Annotated in this window: 15 protein-coding genes; 7 read left to right on the forward strand and 8 right to left on the reverse strand. The window is 39.0% G+C overall.

From position 1 onward, the window contains the following. Positions 1-404: 404 nt before the first annotated feature. On the forward strand, positions 405-806 hold the full coding sequence (locus IPI65_15140) for a hypothetical protein (GenBank protein ID MBK7442808.1): 402 nt from the start codon (positions 405-407) through the stop codon (positions 804-806). Between the two features lie 476 nt (positions 807-1,282). Here IPI65_15140 and IPI65_15145 read toward each other — a convergent pair whose 3' ends face one another. The 8 genes from IPI65_15145 to IPI65_15180 form a co-directional block, all read right to left on the reverse strand. Beyond that, positions 1,283-1,432: a hypothetical protein gene (locus IPI65_15145; protein MBK7442809.1), complete on the reverse strand. Its 150-nt coding sequence runs from the start codon at positions 1,430-1,432 to the stop codon at positions 1,283-1,285. Continuing rightward, positions 1,419-2,003, reverse strand: coding sequence for a zeta toxin family protein (locus IPI65_15150; protein MBK7442810.1), 585 nt, complete (start codon positions 2,001-2,003; stop codon positions 1,419-1,421). The genes IPI65_15145 and IPI65_15150 overlap by 14 nt, the downstream gene beginning before the upstream one ends. Before the next feature lie 30 nt (positions 2,004-2,033). Beyond that, complete coding sequence (locus IPI65_15155; GenBank protein MBK7442811.1) at positions 2,034-5,522, reverse strand: glycosyl hydrolase; 3,489 nt, start codon at positions 5,520-5,522, stop codon at positions 2,034-2,036. Between the two features lie 155 nt (positions 5,523-5,677). Further along, the gene (locus tag IPI65_15160; protein MBK7442812.1) at positions 5,678-6,403 is read right to left on the reverse strand and encodes a hypothetical protein; all 726 of its coding nucleotides are present in this window, start codon (positions 6,401-6,403) and stop codon (positions 5,678-5,680) included. Positions 6,404-6,518: 115 nt separating this feature from the next. Further along, entirely contained in the window at positions 6,519-7,763 is a 1,245-nt protein-coding gene (locus IPI65_15165; protein ID MBK7442813.1) for a T9SS type A sorting domain-containing protein, read from the reverse strand. A 110-nt stretch (positions 7,764-7,873) separates the two neighbouring features. Then, entirely contained in the window at positions 7,874-8,449 is a 576-nt protein-coding gene (locus IPI65_15170; protein MBK7442814.1) for a hypothetical protein, read from the reverse strand. Between the two features lie 2 nt (positions 8,450-8,451). Next, positions 8,452-9,177, reverse strand: coding sequence for a T9SS type A sorting domain-containing protein (locus tag IPI65_15175; protein MBK7442815.1), 726 nt, complete (start codon positions 9,175-9,177; stop codon positions 8,452-8,454). A gap of 54 nt (positions 9,178-9,231) precedes the next feature. Then, a complete protein-coding gene (locus tag IPI65_15180; protein MBK7442816.1) occupies positions 9,232-12,084 on the reverse strand; it encodes a TonB-dependent receptor in 2,853 nt (950 codons plus the stop codon). A gap of 257 nt (positions 12,085-12,341) precedes the next feature. On the opposite strand from IPI65_15180, the gene IPI65_15185 reads away from it, so the two are divergent. The 6 genes from IPI65_15185 to IPI65_15210 all read left to right on the forward strand — a co-directional run bounded on the left by IPI65_15185 (position 12,342) and on the right by IPI65_15210 (position 19,501). After that, positions 12,342-14,492, forward strand: coding sequence for a T9SS type A sorting domain-containing protein (locus tag IPI65_15185; GenBank protein ID MBK7442817.1), 2,151 nt, complete (start codon positions 12,342-12,344; stop codon positions 14,490-14,492). Between the two features lie 10 nt (positions 14,493-14,502). Further along, positions 14,503-16,440 (forward strand): T9SS type A sorting domain-containing protein, encoded by a 1,938-nt coding sequence (locus IPI65_15190; GenBank protein ID MBK7442818.1) that lies wholly within the window; start codon positions 14,503-14,505, stop codon positions 16,438-16,440. A gap of 27 nt (positions 16,441-16,467) precedes the next feature. Further along, positions 16,468-17,955, forward strand: a complete 1,488-nt coding sequence (locus IPI65_15195) for a T9SS C-terminal target domain-containing protein (GenBank protein ID MBK7442819.1) — start codon at positions 16,468-16,470, stop codon at positions 17,953-17,955. Then, a complete protein-coding gene (locus IPI65_15200; GenBank protein MBK7442820.1) occupies positions 17,927-18,328 on the forward strand; it encodes a T9SS type A sorting domain-containing protein in 402 nt (133 codons plus the stop codon). The genes IPI65_15195 and IPI65_15200 overlap by 29 nt, the downstream gene beginning before the upstream one ends. A 16-nt stretch (positions 18,329-18,344) precedes the next feature. Continuing rightward, entirely contained in the window at positions 18,345-18,953 is a 609-nt protein-coding gene (locus IPI65_15205) for a hypothetical protein (protein ID MBK7442821.1), read from the forward strand. Positions 18,954-19,024: 71 nt separating this feature from the next. After that, on the forward strand, positions 19,025-19,501 hold the full coding sequence (locus tag IPI65_15210) for a T9SS type A sorting domain-containing protein (protein ID MBK7442822.1): 477 nt from the start codon (positions 19,025-19,027) through the stop codon (positions 19,499-19,501). Positions 19,502-19,506 lie beyond the last annotated feature (5 nt).

Raw genomic sequence — 19,506 nt, forward strand, 5'->3', positions numbered from 1 at the left:
GAGTAGAACCCCGTATGGGGTGAAACAATTTTTGATAGAGGCTTCAAAAGTATCACCTAGCCCGGGTTGTAGTGGAAATAAACCAATGTACCAATGTAATTATTCCGCCTCGGCGGACAATGAAACGACCGCATTTGATGGTAACTATGAATTAGCGGTTTATTGCAACGGAAAACCGGTGCAGATTGCCCTGGCGTGGTGAATGTTGCTGCTCTAAATAATTCCCTAAAGTGACAAAAACAGAAAAATTTAAAATTACTGCACCCGATGTAGTCCGCTCTCCCGAAAAGGATACCATTTTTTTTTATTGATTAGATTTGAACAGTTATTTAATGTAAATAAATGAAATAAATTAAAAGTATTCTTACATTTAAACATCGGCAATTTTTTTTACTTATTGTTACATGTGTTTGGATCTTTCCAAGCTCAAAATCCTAAAAAAATTATTAGAAATGGCCACATCTATACATTCCAAAATCTACAACTTTAACGATAAAACCAAATCAAGGGAAATAAAATCTATCCTGCAAAAATTATCTAATAAAGAACAATTACTTGTTGGTATTGAAGATGAAGGGCGGTCAGATGAAAGGCTGGGCAATTTATTAATTCAACGAACCGGATTTGATGGAAATGAATTTCTCGCTTGCGAAGCTTTTGCATACACATCAACACCTTGGCGAAAAATTTCAATTGAAGCACTTGTTGAAATAATAATGGCAACTAAAAGCAAGAGCTTTAAAAAATTAGAAAAGTGGAAACCTATCACACAAGCAATAGAAGGGAAAATACTAGGAGATTACTAATAAACTTGAAACCCGCTGTCGCCCGGTCTCCCGACCGGCGACTCGACTCATGACAATGAAATCGACTCATTAAATTCAACTCAAAACCCGCTGGCCACGACTGTCGATTCAACCTCAAAACAGCGTCTGCGACAAAAGTCTCAAAATCAACTTTCGAAGCCCCCGCTGTCGCCCGGTCTCCCGACCGGCGACTCGACACATGCTAATGAAATCGACTTATTAAATTCAACTCAAAACCTGTTGGCCAAGACTGTCGAATCGGCTCAAAACAGCGTCTGCGACAAAAGTCTCCGAATTAGATATGGATCACACCATATCATTTTTCATCCAAATTCCCTTCAGTCAACCACCTCAACACCGGTCAGGAGACCGGGGTGGCGTCTGGAGTTGGAAACTCCACGACAACATCAATTATGATTAATAATCAGAATTTTAATTGTAAGGTGAGTGCAAGTTTTCCTTAAATTGCAATTTTGTTAAGGTTTAATTTTTACGATTTTATTGTCTCGTATTACCACCAATTCACTGTTTTTAGTTTTCTTAAATTCCAAAAGTTTTTCATAAGCTTTTTCAAGACCCTTTATGATTCTAATTTTTTCTTCTATTTGGATTTCAATTGTTGTCATAATGTTTTTTTAAGAGGTTAAATTTCTCCTGATTTAAAATATTAAGTATACCATCAATTTGTTTTTCCGCTAAAAGCTTGTGTTCTCCTTCCGAATTGTCAAAAAATAAAGCGCCATCAACAATTGGAAGATAAATGTCAAATAGATTTTGAATTCCTCTTACATATCTTCTTTCAATTATTTTAGATTCAATATTATGTCCACCTTCTGAAACTCTTATTTTTACTCTTTCTTTTGCTAATTCAACGGTTTGAAGCCAAAAAAATAACAATGTAACACGATAACCCTTTGCCTTAGCGTCGATGATTTTACTTTTATAACTTTTGGTTGATAAGGTTGTTTCAAAAGCAAAGTTTTTATTTTCGAAAAGTAATTCATTGATTCGGTTGAGCATTATGCGTCCAGCCTCAAAAGACACTTTTTCCGGTTGAAACGGTGATAATCCTTTTGCAATTTCATCGGCATTGACAAATTCTTTACAATCCAAAATTTCCGGTAAAATAGTAAATGATGCAGTTGTTTTGCCAGCACCATTACAACCTCCAATTATGTAAAGTTTTTTATCATTCATTACCGCAAATTTACAAATTATAATCAGCGACTAGGATGCTGTCGGCCGGTCAACCGAAAGGCAACACGATGAATGAAAATGAAATCGACACATTAAATTCAACTCAAAACCCGCTGGCCACGACTGTCGATTCAACCTCAAAACAGCGTCTGCGACAAAAGTCTTGTAATCAACTTTCGAAGCCCACGCTGTCGCCCGGTCTCCCGACCGGCGACTCGACTCATGCAAATGAAATCCACTTATTAACTTCAACTCAAAACCTGTTGGCCACGACTGTCGACTCGACCTCAAAACAGCGTCTGCGACAAAAGTCTCAGAATTAACTTTCGAAGCCCACGCGGTCAGGAGACCGGGGTGGCGTCTGGAGTTGGAAACTCCACGACAACACAGCCTGGAGTTAGAAACTCCACGACAACAGAAGTGGTTTACTTCGACTTCAAAAACGTATCCCGATCCGTCAACACCACAGGAGGCAATTTTGACCGAATAATCGCAGCATTGTAATTCTGCAGGTCGCCATTTACTAACGCGTTTGATTTCGTTTTGTAGTTTTTCTACTTCTTTGGCATACAACTCAAGTGCTGTTATTTGAACATCAGTAGGTTTACCTTCGTAACCGCCGACTGACATGTATATTTCGGCAATTTTTTCCCTTAAGCGCACCTGACCGGTAATACCACCTTCTCCTGGTTGGGTGGCGGATATTTTTTCGTGTAAAACATCCATTTGAGCAGCATATTTCATCGAATTAGCGCGCAAGCCCTTGTTTTTAACACTATCGGCCAAAGCACGCGTTTGATCACGAATTTCCAATACCTGGTTGTCTACATAAGCCAGCTCCTCAAGCAAATGGTAAGCTTTCATCAGCGTTTCCCTGCGCAAGGCTTTATCGGCTTCACTATGGGTTAATGCAGCATTACCGCGTATTGTTAATTGTGTTGAAAAACTATCCGTTCCTTTAATCAGGTCGATACGATAGGTTCCGGGTTCCATGTCGGGACCAAAAGCAGCTTCTCCAAGCACATTTGGTGATACGGGAACTTTTGGTGGCGGCATCATGGTTTGGATGCGCACGATATTTATCCCTTTGCGGGTTCCGGCAGGTTGTTGTTTCACAAAATTGCCTTTGCTATCGTAAATTCGGATATACATATCGCCAACCATATGGCGTTTTTTCAGGTAATAGGCTACCACTGCGCTGCCATTCGGGTTCTCGCCGACAAACTCGTCGTCGCCGGGGAAATCCTGAGTGATACCGCCCTGAGGTAGATAGTATGGACGTGTTGGTAAAAAGGCAACATCTTTATCCAATATATCAAGCGTGAAATTGCGCAGGATAGTGATATCGTCAATGATAATAATTCCACGACCATGAGTAGCTAAAATCAGGTCATTGTCTCTCGGGTGTATCACCATATCGAACACACCAACCTGTGGAATATTGCTGTTTAAAGCAAACCAGGTAACACCTTTATCGATACTGGCGTATAACCCGAACTCGGTTCCTAAAAACAACAAATTGCGGTTAACGAGGTCTTGTTTAATAACGTGACAGTAACCCTTAACTGATTCATTTACAAGGCTTTTCCATGTCTTACCGAAATCACTGGTGTAGAACACATATGGTTTCATGTCGCCATTGCGATGTGCGTCAAACGTTACGTAAGCACCACCTTTATCGAAATTATCGGTCTCGATTCCGGTTACAAATGCAAACGCGGGTACACCGGGAATATTCGCATTCACCAGACTCCAGGTTTTGCCGCCATCGGTAGTTACCTGTAAATTGCCATCATCAGTTCCTGCCCAAATGATGTTTTCATCAAGTGGTGATTCGCTGATGGCAAATATGGTAGTATTGTTCTCGGCTGAGGTATTGTCGGCAGTTAAACCACCGCTTTTTTCCTGTTGCTGACGTTTAGGGTCATCGGTACTCAAATCCGGTGAAATCGGCTGCCATCTATCACCTTTGTCTTTAGAGCGGAATAAATACTGGGAACCCACATACAGCCATCCCGACTTTTTGCCGAAAACAACGGCTGCATTCCAGTTATAACGCAAATCTTCTGTGCTGGCATCCGGAAATGGTTTAATGAATTTACTTTCACCTGTTTTCAGGTTACTTCTGTAAATTTTGCCACCCTGATACTGCCAGTAAACAATATTATTGTCGGTTTTATCTGCGAAAGCATTAAAGCCGTCACCAAAACCAATGGTTTCCCAATCGGCATTCTGAATGCCACCCGGGCGACTGCTTGGCGCTTTCCAGCTGCCGTTATCCTGCAATCCGCCATACACATTGTAAGGTGTATTCATGTCCACGCTCACATGGTAAAACTGCGCAACCGGCAAATTTTCACAGTGGCTCCAGGTATTACCCTTGTCGCGACTGATATACACACCACCATCGGTTCCTAAATACATCAATCTGTTATCGAGCGGACTCACATAAAAAGCGTGCAAGTCGCTATGGTAAGCACCACCTTCTACGGAAGCACCCTGGAATATCTTGCCCCCATCATTACTTACCAATAAGCCGAAGCCGGGCTTGTAAACACGATCAGCTTCAACAGGGTCGGGGCTAATATAACTAAAGTAGAAAGGTCGTTCACCCATTGCAGTTTGTTCGCTCATTTTCAACCAGTTAGCGCCGTTATCTACAGATTTATATAAGGCAGATTTTTTCGATTCTACCAAGGCATAAACAGCATAAGGCGCAACCGGTGATACGGCAATTGCTATACGTCCAAGCGTTTCGTTAGGTAAACCTGCGCTGAGTTTTACCCAGTTGGCACCACCATCGGTTGATTTATATAAAGCACTTCCCGGACCACCTGAACGGAAGTCGTAAGCTGTTCGGCGATGATCCCACATGGCGGCATACAATACGGAAGGATTTTTCGGATCCATTGCCATACTGGCGCATCCGGTGGAGGGATTCACATATAATGTTTTAACCCAGGTTTTACCACCATCGGTTGTTTTGTAAACACCACGTTCTTCACTATCGCTCCATAGGGCACCTTGAACTGCCACGTAAGCTGTATTGCTATTGTTCGGATCAACGATGATTTTGGAAATGCGTTCGCTGTTCGGCAATCCCATAAATTCAAACTTTTGACCACCATTTGTTGTTTTATAAATACCGGTTCCAACACTCACGCTATTGCGCACCCATGGTTCACCGGTGCCTACCCAAACAGTGTCAGGATGTTTCTGGTCGATACAAATTGCACCGATACACTGCGTATAATCATCAAAAATGGGCTTAAATGTTGTTCCCTGATTTTTCGATTTCCATAAACCTCCACCGGCTGCACCCACATAAACAATATTCGGATTACTGTTCACAGCATCAATAGCTGCAATCCTTCCACTCGTCCGCGCCGGCCCGATATGCCTGCCCTCAATAGCACTAAAAGTTGAAGCAGTTATCGCTGTTTGAGCTGCTGCCTGAAAACTACATCCTGCCAACAAAAACAGGCCTAAAAGTTGATTTTTAAACGAGTGGTATCTCATATAGTATGGTATATAGTGATAATCAAATAATTGATTTACAATTAGTTATGATTTAAAAAATGCCCAAAATCACAAACGCCGTTTTATAACAGCGTTATGTGTTTCAAACATTTTCGAATTAGCCGGGAACGAAAAAACAAGTCTTTACTGAAGGCTTATTTTGTCACAATCGGTTTCTCAAATTTCGACTGATCGTACTTAATGTCAATTTCGTATTTGTCGATAACGATTACTTCACCCTGATTACCATTGTAACGGTTTTCGATGGTGCCCGGTAAAATAATACCGTTTACATCTTTGTAGTTGCTGTAAAAAGTATCACTTTCTACCTCTACACCGTTAATTGTGGTTTTGGTATGGGTTTTAATCATGAGGTAACTTTCGGTATCGATATAAGAAGAATACACATCGCCTTCAGCGGTGGTAACGTCAATTTTATAACACATGGTACCTTCCACGTCAACTGTAGTGTCTAATTCAACTTTGTAGCCTTTGTCTTTCCAATCCCAAAGCATGCCATCCATATCAGCCTGAATTTTTAAACCTTTCAGTTCATCGGCAGTCATTGGCTGTGCTTCAGTTGCGCCGGTAAACGGATTTAACATCCAGCCTTCGGTGCCATTGTAGGTTTGAATGAAGGTTAAACCCTGAAAAGTGCCTTCAATACGAATATTATTAGGGCGAGCTGAAATCTGCACAAAAGGGATTTCCAAACCACCCTGGTTGAGTTTTCCGGTTGAAGTAAGCGTTTCAACTTTTTTGAGTTGTTTTTGGCCAATTGCGTCAAAATGTTCTTTTAAAACGTCGTCGAGGTTTTGAGCTGTGGCAGGGATAGTTGCAATCGTAACTAAAAATACGAGTGCTGACAATACTTTTTTCATAATAGATGTGATTGAATTTAAGTGTTAAAATTAGATAGATATTTTGGTTGATTATACAACTTTGGTGTTAACAACAGGTTAATGTTTGCCCTCCATTGCAAAAGCTAAGCCAAATCTATTCAATCACTATCTGACGGATCGTTTTAACCCCATTCTTTTCAGCCTGCAAAAGATATAAGCCCGGCTCTAAACCCGAAAATTTGAACAACGCTTCTCCAATACCGGTATGTATATCCATTTTAACCGGATAGCCGCTTAAGTTCGACAACGTATAGGTGAGTGATTCAGCGCCATCTGCAACTACAACAAAATGGTCGTGTGCCGGCAAGGGGTAAATTTCAAAACTTACAGGTGCATTAAAAGAGGCAATTTTGCTTTCCTTTGTAACCCCATCTTCAGCAACAACTGATAAACGATAATATGATTTACCGGTTATAGGGTTTTCATCAATAAAGGAATAGGCATTAGCAGTTTCAGCATTAATTTGTGCAAAAGTTTCCCAGTCGCTGCCATTTTGCGATCTTGCTAATTCAAAATAGCCGTTTTGAGGTAAATTTTGCATATTCCACCGAAGTGCAGCACTTTCGTTCATTGCTTCGGCCGTAAATTCCGTTAAACCGTCTGAAAGCAACAAGCCGCACATCAAATACATATAACTATGCATATTCTGGCGAATATTGACACATTCATCATTTGGCCAGTGCCATGATGCAGTAGTCATGCCACCAAAAAATAAATGCCCAAGACCCCACGCTTTTTCTGATAAAACCCATTCATCAGGGGTATAAGTATCTACAATTAAAGGTGTTAAATCTGAGCCGGTAACGTAGGCGTGCGCATAACTTGGTCCCCACATTTCGGTGGCTAAAGGCGTAAAGGGTCCGTTCCAAATTGGGTGGGTTAATGCATCGGGACCATTCATTACATCGCCCGGCCATGCGTAAGGATACCATAACCACACATCTCCAAAACCACAGCTTAATCCGTCGCCTACATTTGGTGCTGCGTTCATAAATAAACTTCCGCCATTATATACCCATTGTTCAATTAACGACTGGTTTGCGTTGAAAAATTCTTCCATGTAATCGGTATGACTTTCACCACCTTCCATAAATACATAACAGGTATTATCATTAAAAATGGAGTAGGGGTCGCAATATTCGTAAAAGGCCATGCTCCAGAAACCTGCGCCAAAAACTGCATCTAATGTAAGAGGATTGGAATCTGCATAAGGCGCCCATCCGCAACACCAGGGCTCATCTATGTCGGCCCGCATGTAATATACGTCGGTTGCTTGGGTAAAGCTTGCGCTGCACCTTAATACAATAGTGATGAGCAAGCAGAGGCTATTCTTACTCATAGTGTGGGTTTTAAAAATGTGAAAAATTGACTGTCGCTATGTCAAATTTAACAAATTTTTGAAATACAAAACAATTTCAAAAATATTTTTAATCCACTGATTGTCAATACTTAAAGATGAACCGCCACAACAAATGTGTCTTTTGCGTAGGTAGACATGTTTTTGAGGTCGACTGCGATGTTTTCATTCCACTTTTTTTGCTCAACGGCGTTTCTGCTGTAATCGGTAGCAGCCTCGTAAATGCTGTCTGCAGTATTCATGTCTTTATGCGCAGCACGTTCTAATTCACGCATTACACTCTGATAATTTTTATAGGTAAGTGTTGCATTTTGAATCGACTGTTTTAATTTTCTGGAATATAATTCCGTTATATCAAAATGTACTTGTTCATGTGTTAATGTATATGCCGTTGTATCCGGTTTAGTCCAGGAAATTTTTGGGTCGAAAAATGCTTCTACAATTACAATTAATGAATCTTGTCGTGCAGTGCCTTTATAACTCATTCTGAATCCGACATAAGAAACGGCAATTGCGCCAAAATCAGGATCCGGTGTTGCTTTATAATCTTTCCAGTGCAACTTCACATTATTATCGTGATAAATGAGTGTATCATCAGGTTGCGGTAACATCCAGGCCGTACTTAAAAGGACGATAAATAAAAATGGTAATGTGTATTTTTTTTGCATGTTTATTGAATGGTAATTGTGGAATAAAAAGGTAGTTTATTTTCCTGTTGTAATTGTAAAAAATAATATCCGTTTGTTATTCCGGTTGTTGCAATTGAATTCGTATTTGTACTGCCGGAAGCAATAATATCTCCAATCAGATTATATAAAATGTAAGTAGTTTTTTGGGGGGTAGATGCACTTGCATCGAAACGTATCCAATCGCCCGCTGATATTGGGTTTGGATAAACCTGAACATTTGTTGTATTGCCGATATTTTGGATGGCATTTGTTTCAGGATTTAAATTAACAACATAATTATTTTCAAAATAACAGGAATCGGTAACCGGAATTAAATTATTCACCCATAATTGAAAAGTAACTTCATAATTTACAGGTATAGATTCGGTAACATCGTAATAAATATGTACCGGTACGGTAACACCAATATTCCATGCTGAAGCAAATACCATCCAGTTTAAATTTACCGGGGCTAAACTCATTCCTGCAGGCAGTGGTGTAATGGGAATTAATTTAGCCTGGGGATAAGCGAAATAATCAGTAGCATGATTATTTGTTAATTGAAATGTAATCATTGAATCACCATAACTAATTACATCAGTTGCCTCTAAAATAAACTGATTATCTACAACAACAATTGGAATGTCGTTACATAATTGTGCATGAACATTTTTATTCAGGAATGAACATCCAACCAAAAAAATAATGAAGTATATTTTATTGCGCATGAATTTTAGTTGTATAAAAATTAAATATAAAACAATCCTATAAAATTAAGTGTATTAAAACTTCCAGCTTAAACCTAATAACAAGTGACGTTGTTCGTAATATCTTGCAGGATTATCCGGTGGAGTTCCGTATGAACGGGGGTCACGCGGGTCGATAAATGCAGGGTCGCGCCATTCGCTCGGAACCGGGTCGCCGTAGGCATATGCCTCGCCTGTAACCGGATTTACAATTGCAGTATTTAATGTATTTAATACATTCGTCAGCTCAAAAGTAAATGCCAGTTGTGTCGTCTTTAAATCCCACCATTTTTTGTAAGTAATATTCAGCCAAAAATTACTTGCGCCAATTTCAGAATATCTTTTTACAGGATCAGAAACAATTTCATAAATTGGTCTGCCTGATATTGCTTCGTATCCTGTTAATTCGTAAGGTGTATAGCGTTTACCGGTTCTGTAAATGGCTTCCGTATAAAAGGTCATTTTATTAATCCATGTTTTTCCAAATGCACCTTTATCATTATCGAGCATGAAAATTAAATATGTTTTTGCATCAATCGGACTATCCCATGCAAGTGGTGTTTCAATTGATGTTTCTGAATTTCCTGTTGCTAAAATATTGCCCAATGCTTCTGATGCGGATGAGCTTTGGCCCGTTGCAATACTGTAACTTAACGAAATACTTCCGCTAAACCATTTTTGTACACGTTTTAAATAAGCAACCTCAATACCACGCACACGAGCATAATCTGAATTTATTCTTATTGTTCTGGCAACTTCTCTTCCTGTAGCATCTTCAATTAATACGGTACTGGAGGTAATAAAATCATATTTATCTTTCCAGAATGCAGTTACATTAATGGCATCATTTGATGTTATAGATGATTTTAATCCCAATTCATACGCAATATCTACCTCAGGATTTAAATCAGGATTGCCAATAAAACCTAATGTTGAACGGTCGGCAAAATATGGGTCCATACCCGTGTAAACATAGCTGGGATGCGGCATTACCGTGCTGTGTCCGTAATTAAAAAACAATACCTGATTTTCTTTAATTGGAAACGAAGCTGAAAATTTCGGTAACAAACGCATTTTAAATCTGCGTTCACCTAAACCATAACTATCGTTGTAATATGCATCTCTGAAAGCATCTGCAATTGTAGTCGTCGGATCGGCAACTGCATCATCCAAAAATTTCCCCGGAAACCAATATTCGAGTCGTAAACCGGCTTCTGCAATTAATCCTAAATATTTTAATTTATCGGAAATAAATAAAGCACCTGAAAGTGGATTTACTTTCCATACATCACTGATATCACCCAAACGATATGATTGCGAATAAGTGCCATCGGCTAATTGAATCGGTGCGCCTATCCAAGGACGTGTAATATCGATCCACTGATACTCCTGTGGTTTTAATTCTGTTCCGAAAAATAATTTATTGCGCGTGTCTTTCGAATAAATATTTGCTGAAGCACGAATGGTATATTCCAACACATAATGGTCGTGCCATAATGTTGCAATACCGCCATTATTGTATAAACCAGGACCGGGATTTACAAAAACAATACTGTCGTCAGGGTTAAAAACCGTAGCAGGGTAGGTGACAATACTTTCCGGGTCAAACTCGGTATTCACCACATCAGGTCGCCATGGAGCACCGTTGGCATCTGCACGTAGTTTTACATATAAACGGGAAGCGGTAATCTGGTAACTCAGCGTATTGCTGACAGTCTGGCTCCATTTTATGGTTTCGAGATTGGTATCGTGGGTATAAGTATTGGCATTATCGGGCTGTAAGGCAAACAGGAATTGATATCCGGGATTAAAACTCACATCGTTTCCGGTAACGCGCAACATGTTATAATCCTGATTAATGGTGATACTTTTTAAATACGTGAAACTGAGTCGGCGCTTGGGGTCAAATTTGTAATCCAACTTCAACATGCCCGCCCAGCGGTTATCCTGGTATGGCGACCATTGTGTATTGGGATATAAAGATGAAACCACCTGCTCGGCAGCGGCGCCGGCACCATTTGGAGAATTGGGAATAAAGGTGTCGCTGAAATTGGTTTTTAGTGTAGTATAAAACGTCAGTTTCTTCTTAAAAGCAAGCGGACCGCCCATTCCGAGCTCCATTACCTGTTGGTTCCAGGTGCTGCCGGCTGTTTCGTTAAATCCGAAATTATCGCGTTTATAGCCTGCATTAAATTCAAATTTTTCGTCGCCCGATTTGGTTTGTGTATTTACAATACCTGCAGTAGCGTTACCATATTCCACACCTGCACCACCGGTAGTTACGTCAATTTTGGCAATACTATTTGTTCCGATATCTATCCCGAAACCCGTTCCGCTCAAGGGGTCACGGGCAGAAACATCATCAATATAAAAACCTGTTTCATAACTCCTCCCACCGCGAATATGCACCCCATCAGCACTTTGAACAACGCCGGTTTGCATGTTTACCACACTTTGAATCTGGCGAACAGGTTGCAGGTCAATTTCCTTGGAAGTAAGCGTGGTGCTGGTTTTGGCGTCTTCTACATCCACCAGAGGTTTGTCGCCATAAATCACCACCGCATCATCAAACGTGAGCACCGTAGTTTTCAGCTTTACATCCAGCTTTTTTTGTTCGCCTTCGGTAAATTTCTGGGCAGTAAACAGCGTTTTTTCGTAACCGATGTAAGTAAACTGAATATTGTATTCCCCGGCCGGAATGCCGCTGATGGTATATATTCCATCAAAATCGGAAATGGCACCCATTGTAGTTCCTGTGAGAATAATATTAACGCCGGGCAGGGTTTCGCCGGTGCCGGCATCGGTAACTTTACCTGATAAAGTTGCGGTTTGAGCATCAACAAAAAATGCTGCCAAAACCAAACATAAAACAGATAAAATTTTCCTCATTGCCTCAAAGTTGAATAATTTGAATGAATTAGTAAAAAAAGCTTGTGGAAAACAATGAAATTAACGTAGAATTAAACCGGCAGGAACGCCTGAAAACCAATTACTTTTTGGGCATATGTCACAAAAGGCCGGTTATTTTTTGATAATTTTTGGTGAAAAGGTTTTGGATGGTTATTTTTAGTACTGAAACACCCCATGTTTTCTGCGTTAGCATTTTGCGGGAAATGGGTAATTTTTTATTAACAAAACACACAACTATGCGTAAATTGCTCCTCAACCTTTGTACTTTATTTTTATTCCTTTTCCTTTTTGGAACGAACCTTCATTTATCCGCTCAAGCACCCGCCATTGAATGGCAGCAAACCTACGGCGGAACCGAAGCCGATTTTATGAACGTTGCTCTCAGCACATCAGATGGCGGTTACTTTTTTGCAGGCGATTCTTATTCTTCGATTACCGGAAATAAAACAGAAAACTCGAATGGCGCTACCGATTTTTGGGTAATTAAAACTGATGCCACGGGAACAATCCAATGGCAAAATGCAATCGGCGGTTCTGCTTACGATGTATTATACGATGCACATCAAACACCGGATGGCGGATTTATTATTGGTGGATATTCCAGTTCCGGAATTTCAGGTGATAAAACTGAAAGCAATTTGGGTGAACAGGATTATTGGGTTTTAAAACTCGATAATACCGGTGCAATTACTTGGCAAAATTCACTGCGGACAAATAAAAATGATATGTGTACTTCGATACATCCTACCGCTGATGGTGGGTATATTATCGGCGGATTTTCTGCGGGTGGAATTAATGGCTATAAAACTACAGCAAGCAAGGGATTGGATGATTTTTGGATTTTAAAACTGGATGCAACAGGTAATATACTCTGGCAAAAATCAATCGGCGGAAGCGGAAGCGATTTATTGGTTACACTGCGCCAAACTACTGATGGTGGCTATATTGTAGGCGGTTCATCCATTTCAAATTTATCGGGTGATAAAACAGAAAACAGCAACGGTGCTTATGATTATTGGATATTGAAATTAAATGCAACCGGAAATATTGTATGGCAAAATACCATCGGTGGCAGTGATATGGATGCGTTGAGTGATGTAATTCAGACATCAGATGGTGGTTATTTAATTGGCGGATATTCATCATCCGGAATTACAGGCGATAAAACTGAAGCAAATTTAGGGTCCGATGATTATTGGATTTTAAAATTGGATGATTTAGGCAATATCACCTGGCAAAATACCATTGGTGGATCTGCACGTGATGTGCTAACCGGATTACATCAAACAGCAGATAACGGTTATATCATAAATGGATATACACCTACAGGCATTTCCGGTGATAAAACAGAAGGAACTTATGGTGGATTTTCGTACGGCGATTACTGGGTAATTAAAGTTGATGAAACCGGTAATATCATCTGGCAAAAAACAATTGGCGGAAATGGTGAAGATTTAAGTGGTGGATTAGATATAAATGCAGACGGCTCGATTATTATTTCAGGAACTTCTATGTCGCCTGTGTCAGGAAATAAAACAACGCCATTTTATGGTATTGCCGATTTTTGGGCAATTAAACTGGAAACGGATTGTATTGCGGAAGATGAAATATGTAATGGCATCGACGACGATTGTAACGGAATGGTAGATGATGATATTGCGATGTTCGCAGTGGCTTATCCTGATGGAGCGACAAGTGTTTGTCAGGGAAATACTGTTTTATTGATTTCGGAATACAGTGGCGATGATGTACAATGGACGCGCAACGGCTCCAATATTCCGGGCGCAACTGCTGATACCTATGTTGCAAATAAAACGGGTATGTATGCGGTTACTACCAGCAGCGCATGTGGTTCTGTTTCTTCCGGTCCGGTGGTGGTTACGGTAAATAAAAATCCAAATGCAGGAATAACTGCAATCGGACCAACTTCCTTTTGTCCCGGTGGCAGCGTAACATTAACTGAAGCGCCTATTGCAGGTTGTGTGTATCAATGGTATAAAGGTGGTGCTCCCATTGTTGGTGCTACAGGATTAAATTATGTTGCAACTACTTCAGGAAATTACAGATGTGGTGTTACAAAAGTTGCAACCGGATGTTATAAAAATTCAAATGTAATTGCGGTAAATGCAACTTGTAAAGAAGGAATAATGAATAATAATGATTTGGTAATTTACCCAAATCCTGCTACTTCATTAATTACTTTGGAATCTACCGATGCAAATCCTAAAACAGTAACAATTACCGATGGAATTGGCAGCGTGATAATGGAATTTGAAACAAATGAAATGTTAATTGAAATTAATATTGAAAATTTACCTTCCGGTATTTATTATATTAATTGTCATGCAGAAAATAATATTTCTTCCAATAAATTTATTAAAATTTAATTAGGTTCCAATGATCAGAATATCCGTAATTTATAAGTTGCTAAATTCAAGCGCTTTCCGCAATACAATAATATGTGGTATTTTTTGTGTTGAAGGAATTTTTAAAATATACGCGCAGGCACCGGAAATTCAGTGGCAAAATACGATTGGTGGAAATAAAGAAGATGTAATTTATAGTTGTAAAAAAACTTTAGATGATGGTTTCATTTTAGGTGGAACAAGTACATCTGCAAGCAGTGGTGATAAATCGGAAAATAACATGGGTTTATCCGCAACTACAGATTATTGGATTGTAAAAACAGATGCAGCAGGCAATATTGAATGGGAAAATACAATTGGTGGAAATAAAGATGATGAACTCAGAGATATCATTCCAACAGCAGATGGCGGTTATCTGGCAGCAGGTTTTTCATATTCAGGTATTGGTGGCGACAAAACAGAAAGCCGCATTAGTGGTCCTTTTTATGCTGATTATTGGGTATTAAAACTTAATGCAACAGGAGATATTCTATGGCAAAATACAATAGGTGGTGGTTTTGATGATGAACTTTATTGTGTTATTGAAAATGAAGACGGCAGTTTTTATTTAGGCGGACAATCAAGTTCAGAGATAGGCGCTGATAAAACTGAAAATGCATATGCCATGGATGTCTGGATTGTTCAAATAAATGAAACAGGCAACATTATTTGGCAAACAACAATAGGGGGATTGCTGGGCGATTACCTGACATCGATGAAAAAAACATCAGACGGAGGATTAATTCTGGGTTGTTATTCTTATTCTGAGGCTGGTGCAGATAAATCAGAAAATTGTTATGGCTATTATGATTATTGGATTGTAAAATTAGATGCATCAGGAATTATAGAATGGGAAAATACAATTGGCGGAAATAATCCTGATTATTTAAATGATATAACAGAAATTCCAGGTGGCGGATATCTGGCAATTGGAGGGTCATCTTCCGATGCCTCCGGCGAAAAATCCACAACAGCTTTTGGCGGGTTTGGATATGATGACTATTGGATAATTAAATTGGATGCGAACGGTAATTTGATATGGGAAAAAATTTATGGCGGCGATAGTGGCGATTATGCAACCTGTGTAACAGCTTTGTCGGATGGTAATTTTTTAATTGGCGGTAATTCTTCCTCACAAATTTCCGGTAACAAAACAACCGGCACTTTTGAGTTTACGATAGATATTTGGATAATTAAAATTGACAGTGATGGCAATATCATCTGGGAAAATTCTATTGGTGGAGATGGTTACGACTATGTATTAGAAATGCCAATTGCAGCTGATGGCGGCGTTTTGCTTGGAGGGTTTTCTTATTCGGGCATATCAGGCGATAAAACAGAGGCGAATAATGGTATTGCTGATTTTGCTGATTTATGGATAATAAAAAATTATCCGGAAATATGCCCGATTCCTGTTGGCATTTTTGCAAATAATATCACACCGAATAAAGCAACTATTCATTGGGATAATATTTTGGGCGCAGATAATTATCAAATCTGGTACAGACAAACTGGAATCGGCCCTTGGATTAAAAAAACAACCGCTGTCAATTCTAAAACACTTAAATCATTAATGCCGGAAACAGATTATGAATATAAAATTCGTGTTTTATGTGCAGATGGCAGTTATGGTGATTTCTCAGAAATTTATTCTTTTACCACTTTGTCTTTACGTTCTGAAAATAATTTGATTTCAAATTATACCGTTGCGCCAAACCCGGCAGGTGAAAAAATAATTATTAATGGATTACTACCTGCTGAAGCAAATATGGCTTTATACGATGTTACCGGAAGAAAAATAAATGAATTTAATATTTCAGACAAAAATTTTACAACGGAAGTAAATTTAAATAATTTACCTGTCGGCATTTATTATATTACAATTGTTCAAAACAATCTAGCACAAACAATTCAATTTATTCATCAATAACGAAAAATCATGAGCAAATCAACACACATGACAAAGGTTAAAACCTTTTTGGTAAGCACTGCTATTGTGCTTGGATGTAATACGGTTATAGCACAATCACCGGGTATTCAATGGCAGGGTGTATACGGAGGAACTGCCTCCGATTATCTTACTTCTTCGCGTCAAACACCCGACGGAGGTTATATTTTTGGCGGATATTCAAACAGCGGCATCAACGGAAATAAAACCGAAGATAAAGTTGGTTTATACGATTACTGGATCATTAAAACTGATGCAGATGGTAATATCGAATGGCAAAATACAATTGGCGGCACACAAAACGATTATTTAAATAATGTGGAACCAACTGCAGATGGTGGATATATTTTAGGTGGTACTTCTTTTAGTGACAGCACTGCCGATAAATCAGAAAATAAAAATGGTGCTCAGGATTTTTGGATAATAAAAATAGACGGTTCCGGAAATATTGTTTGGGAAAATACCATTGGTGGTGATGCCTATGATTATTTACATATCATTCATCAAACACCTGACGGCGGATATATTGCAGGCGGTTATTCCGATAGCGGATTGAGCGGTGATAAATCAGAAGCTGGTCAGGGATTTATTGACTATTGGATTGTAAAACTAGATGCTTCAGGAAATATTGAATGGGATAACACCATAGGTGGAAATGGTTCTGATAATTTATTTGATATTTCGCTTACTACAGATGGTGGCTATATCGTTGCAGGTGGTTCTACAAGTGGAATTAGCGGCGATAAAACAGAAGCTGCTGCAGGTAATGATTACTGGATATTAAAGTTGGATAATTCAGGCAACATCGAATGGCAAAATACACTTGGTGCTGCAACAGAAGAAATTCCTGCCAGCATTGTTCAAACAGGAGATGGTGGATATTTAGTAGGCGGTAAATCAAACAGCGGAATTAGTGGTGATAAAACAGAAGCTAATATCGGCAACAACGACTATTGGGTAATTAAATTAGATGCTTCCGGAAATATCGAATGGCAAAATACAATAGGGGGCACCGGTTCTGATATTGTAAATAAAGTGATGCAGGCAAGCGATGGTGAATATATGATTGCAGGAACTTCATCCAGCCCTTTAAGCGGTGATAAAACTGAGGCTTCTATTGGTTTGGATGATTATTGGTTAGTGAAAATTGATGAACTTGGTGTAATAAAATGGGATAATACCATTGGCGGAAATAAAAGCGATAATTTAGTAGATGTGCAGGTTACAAACGACAATGGTTATATGCTCGGCGGTTACAGCAGCACAAATGTAAATGGCGATAAAACAATTGCCGGTTTTGGTGGAATCGATTTCTGGGCAATTAAATTATTACCTGAAATTTGCCCTGTTCCTTTTGGTGCTTATGCAGATAACATTACTGCAATTAAAGCAACTGTTCACTGGAACCCAATACCAAGTATCGAATTATTCCAAATCTGGTATCGTCCTGTAGGAACGCCAACATGGATTGAAAAAAACAACTACAACAAATTCTAAAGTATTAAAATCATTAACACCTGAAACTACTTACGAATACAAAATAAGGACTAAATGCCTCGACGGTGAGTTTGGCGAGTTTACAGCTTTAAATACATTTACTACATTGCCTTTGCGTGAGGCAAATATGAATGAACGTTCATTCATTGAGCTTTATCCTAACCCTGCTAACGGAATTGTAACTATCAGTTATGAAACAACATTTGTGGTTGGAAGTGTAACACTTGCCGATATTACAGGAAAGGTAGTATTAAGCACAACTTTAACTAATGCAACAACAGCAATAAATATCTCCGGTATACCGGCAGGTTTCTATATCGTTATTACAAATTTTGATGGTAATACCATTTCAGAAAAATTAATCATACAATAAGTATAAAATTGATATCATGAAAAAAAATATCAAATCGCAACAATCAAAACTAATATCGTATTCCGCAATGGCGATACCGATAATTTTTGGCGGACAAATAAACGGACAAATTGTATATACCGACTTAGATCCGGATGTGGTCCTTAATCCTGAACCGACCTGCATACCTGTGCCGGGGGAAGAGTTTTATTGTTCCGATTTTTTGTTTTATGAACTTGATATTAACGCCGATGGGAATCATGATTTTGGAATTATGGCTCAAGTAGCTTACTGGAGTATCTGGCCATCTAATTACAATACCAACAGAATGGAATTGTTTGTTTACAACGACAATTTTGTTGGTGGTAATGATGGATTTGTCGATTTATTTTCGGCAGAAGAAAATATTGGTGTAGGGATAGACTTGACGAATAGTGTTGACCCATGGATGGCTTATTGGAATTATGAAAATGTTGTTGCTGCGGATGGACAATTTTTAGATTCCGAATATCAGTTTGCTGCCTTGCGTATAAAAGTCGGACCAAATAAATATTATGGTTGGTTACGGGTTAGTATTGATAGCGTTGCAGATAAAATTACGATACATGATTATGCTTTAATGCAAGCAGCCTCGCACCAATTTTAGCTGGTGCTACAGGCGGTTGTTTTCCACCTTCCATAGCAGGTGTTACAAATATAACTGCAAGTTCAGCGAAATTGCTATGGGCACCAAATCAGGAAGCCGATAAATTTCAATTGTGGTATCGGCAGGTAGGTGTAGGAGGGTGGACTAAATTAAATGTTCTCGGTAATGCAAAACAACGCACTATACCCGGATTAAATTGTGATGCAACTTATGAATGGAAAATAAGGACTAAATGTGGAGCTGAGTTTTCTGAATTTTCATCCTTACAAAATTTCACTACGGCAAGTTGTAAAATAGGTGGTGACGAAAGTGATATTGCTCCTGCGTTAATTGTGTTTCCCAATCCTGCTACAAATACCATAACTGTTTTTTCGCAGGAAGATATTGAATCGGGAACTTATACGATTGCCGATTTAAATGGCAAGGTAGTTTTATCAGGTAATTTGTCTGGGGCTGATATAAATATTGCCTCATTACAATCGGGCATGTATTTTATTTCGATTACATCAAACGGAAATACTTATTTTGAAAAAATTATTAAGCAATAAATCAT

Source organism: Bacteroidota bacterium, from assembly GCA_016706255.1.
In the GTDB taxonomy this organism is placed as follows: domain Bacteria; phylum Bacteroidota; class Bacteroidia; order Chitinophagales; family BACL12; genus UBA7236.

Bases quoted from the DNA above. Each gene is read 5' to 3' on its own strand.
- IPI65_15140 (MBK7442808.1), top strand. From the start codon at position 405: ATGTGTTTGGATCTTTCCAAGCTCAAAATCCTAAAAAAATTATTAGAA.
- IPI65_15145 (MBK7442809.1), bottom strand. From the start codon at position 1,432: ATGACAACAATTGAAATCCAAATAGAAGAAAAAATTAGAATCATAAAG.
- IPI65_15150 (MBK7442810.1), bottom strand. From the start codon at position 2,003: ATGAATGATAAAAAACTTTACATAATTGGAGGTTGTAATGGTGCTGGC.
- IPI65_15155 (MBK7442811.1), bottom strand. From the start codon at position 5,522: ATGAGATACCACTCGTTTAAAAATCAACTTTTAGGCCTGTTTTTGTTG.
- IPI65_15160 (MBK7442812.1), bottom strand. From the start codon at position 6,403: ATGAAAAAAGTATTGTCAGCACTCGTATTTTTAGTTACGATTGCAACT.
- IPI65_15165 (MBK7442813.1), bottom strand. From the start codon at position 7,763: ATGAGTAAGAATAGCCTCTGCTTGCTCATCACTATTGTATTAAGGTGC.
- IPI65_15170 (MBK7442814.1), bottom strand. From the start codon at position 8,449: ATGCAAAAAAAATACACATTACCATTTTTATTTATCGTCCTTTTAAGT.
- IPI65_15175 (MBK7442815.1), bottom strand. From the start codon at position 9,177: ATGCGCAATAAAATATACTTCATTATTTTTTTGGTTGGATGTTCATTC.
- IPI65_15180 (MBK7442816.1), bottom strand. From the start codon at position 12,084: ATGAGGAAAATTTTATCTGTTTTATGTTTGGTTTTGGCAGCATTTTTT.
- IPI65_15185 (MBK7442817.1), top strand. From the start codon at position 12,342: ATGCGTAAATTGCTCCTCAACCTTTGTACTTTATTTTTATTCCTTTTC.
- IPI65_15190 (MBK7442818.1), top strand. From the start codon at position 14,503: ATGATCAGAATATCCGTAATTTATAAGTTGCTAAATTCAAGCGCTTTC.
- IPI65_15195 (MBK7442819.1), top strand. From the start codon at position 16,468: ATGACAAAGGTTAAAACCTTTTTGGTAAGCACTGCTATTGTGCTTGGA.
- IPI65_15205 (MBK7442821.1), top strand. From the start codon at position 18,345: ATGAAAAAAAATATCAAATCGCAACAATCAAAACTAATATCGTATTCC.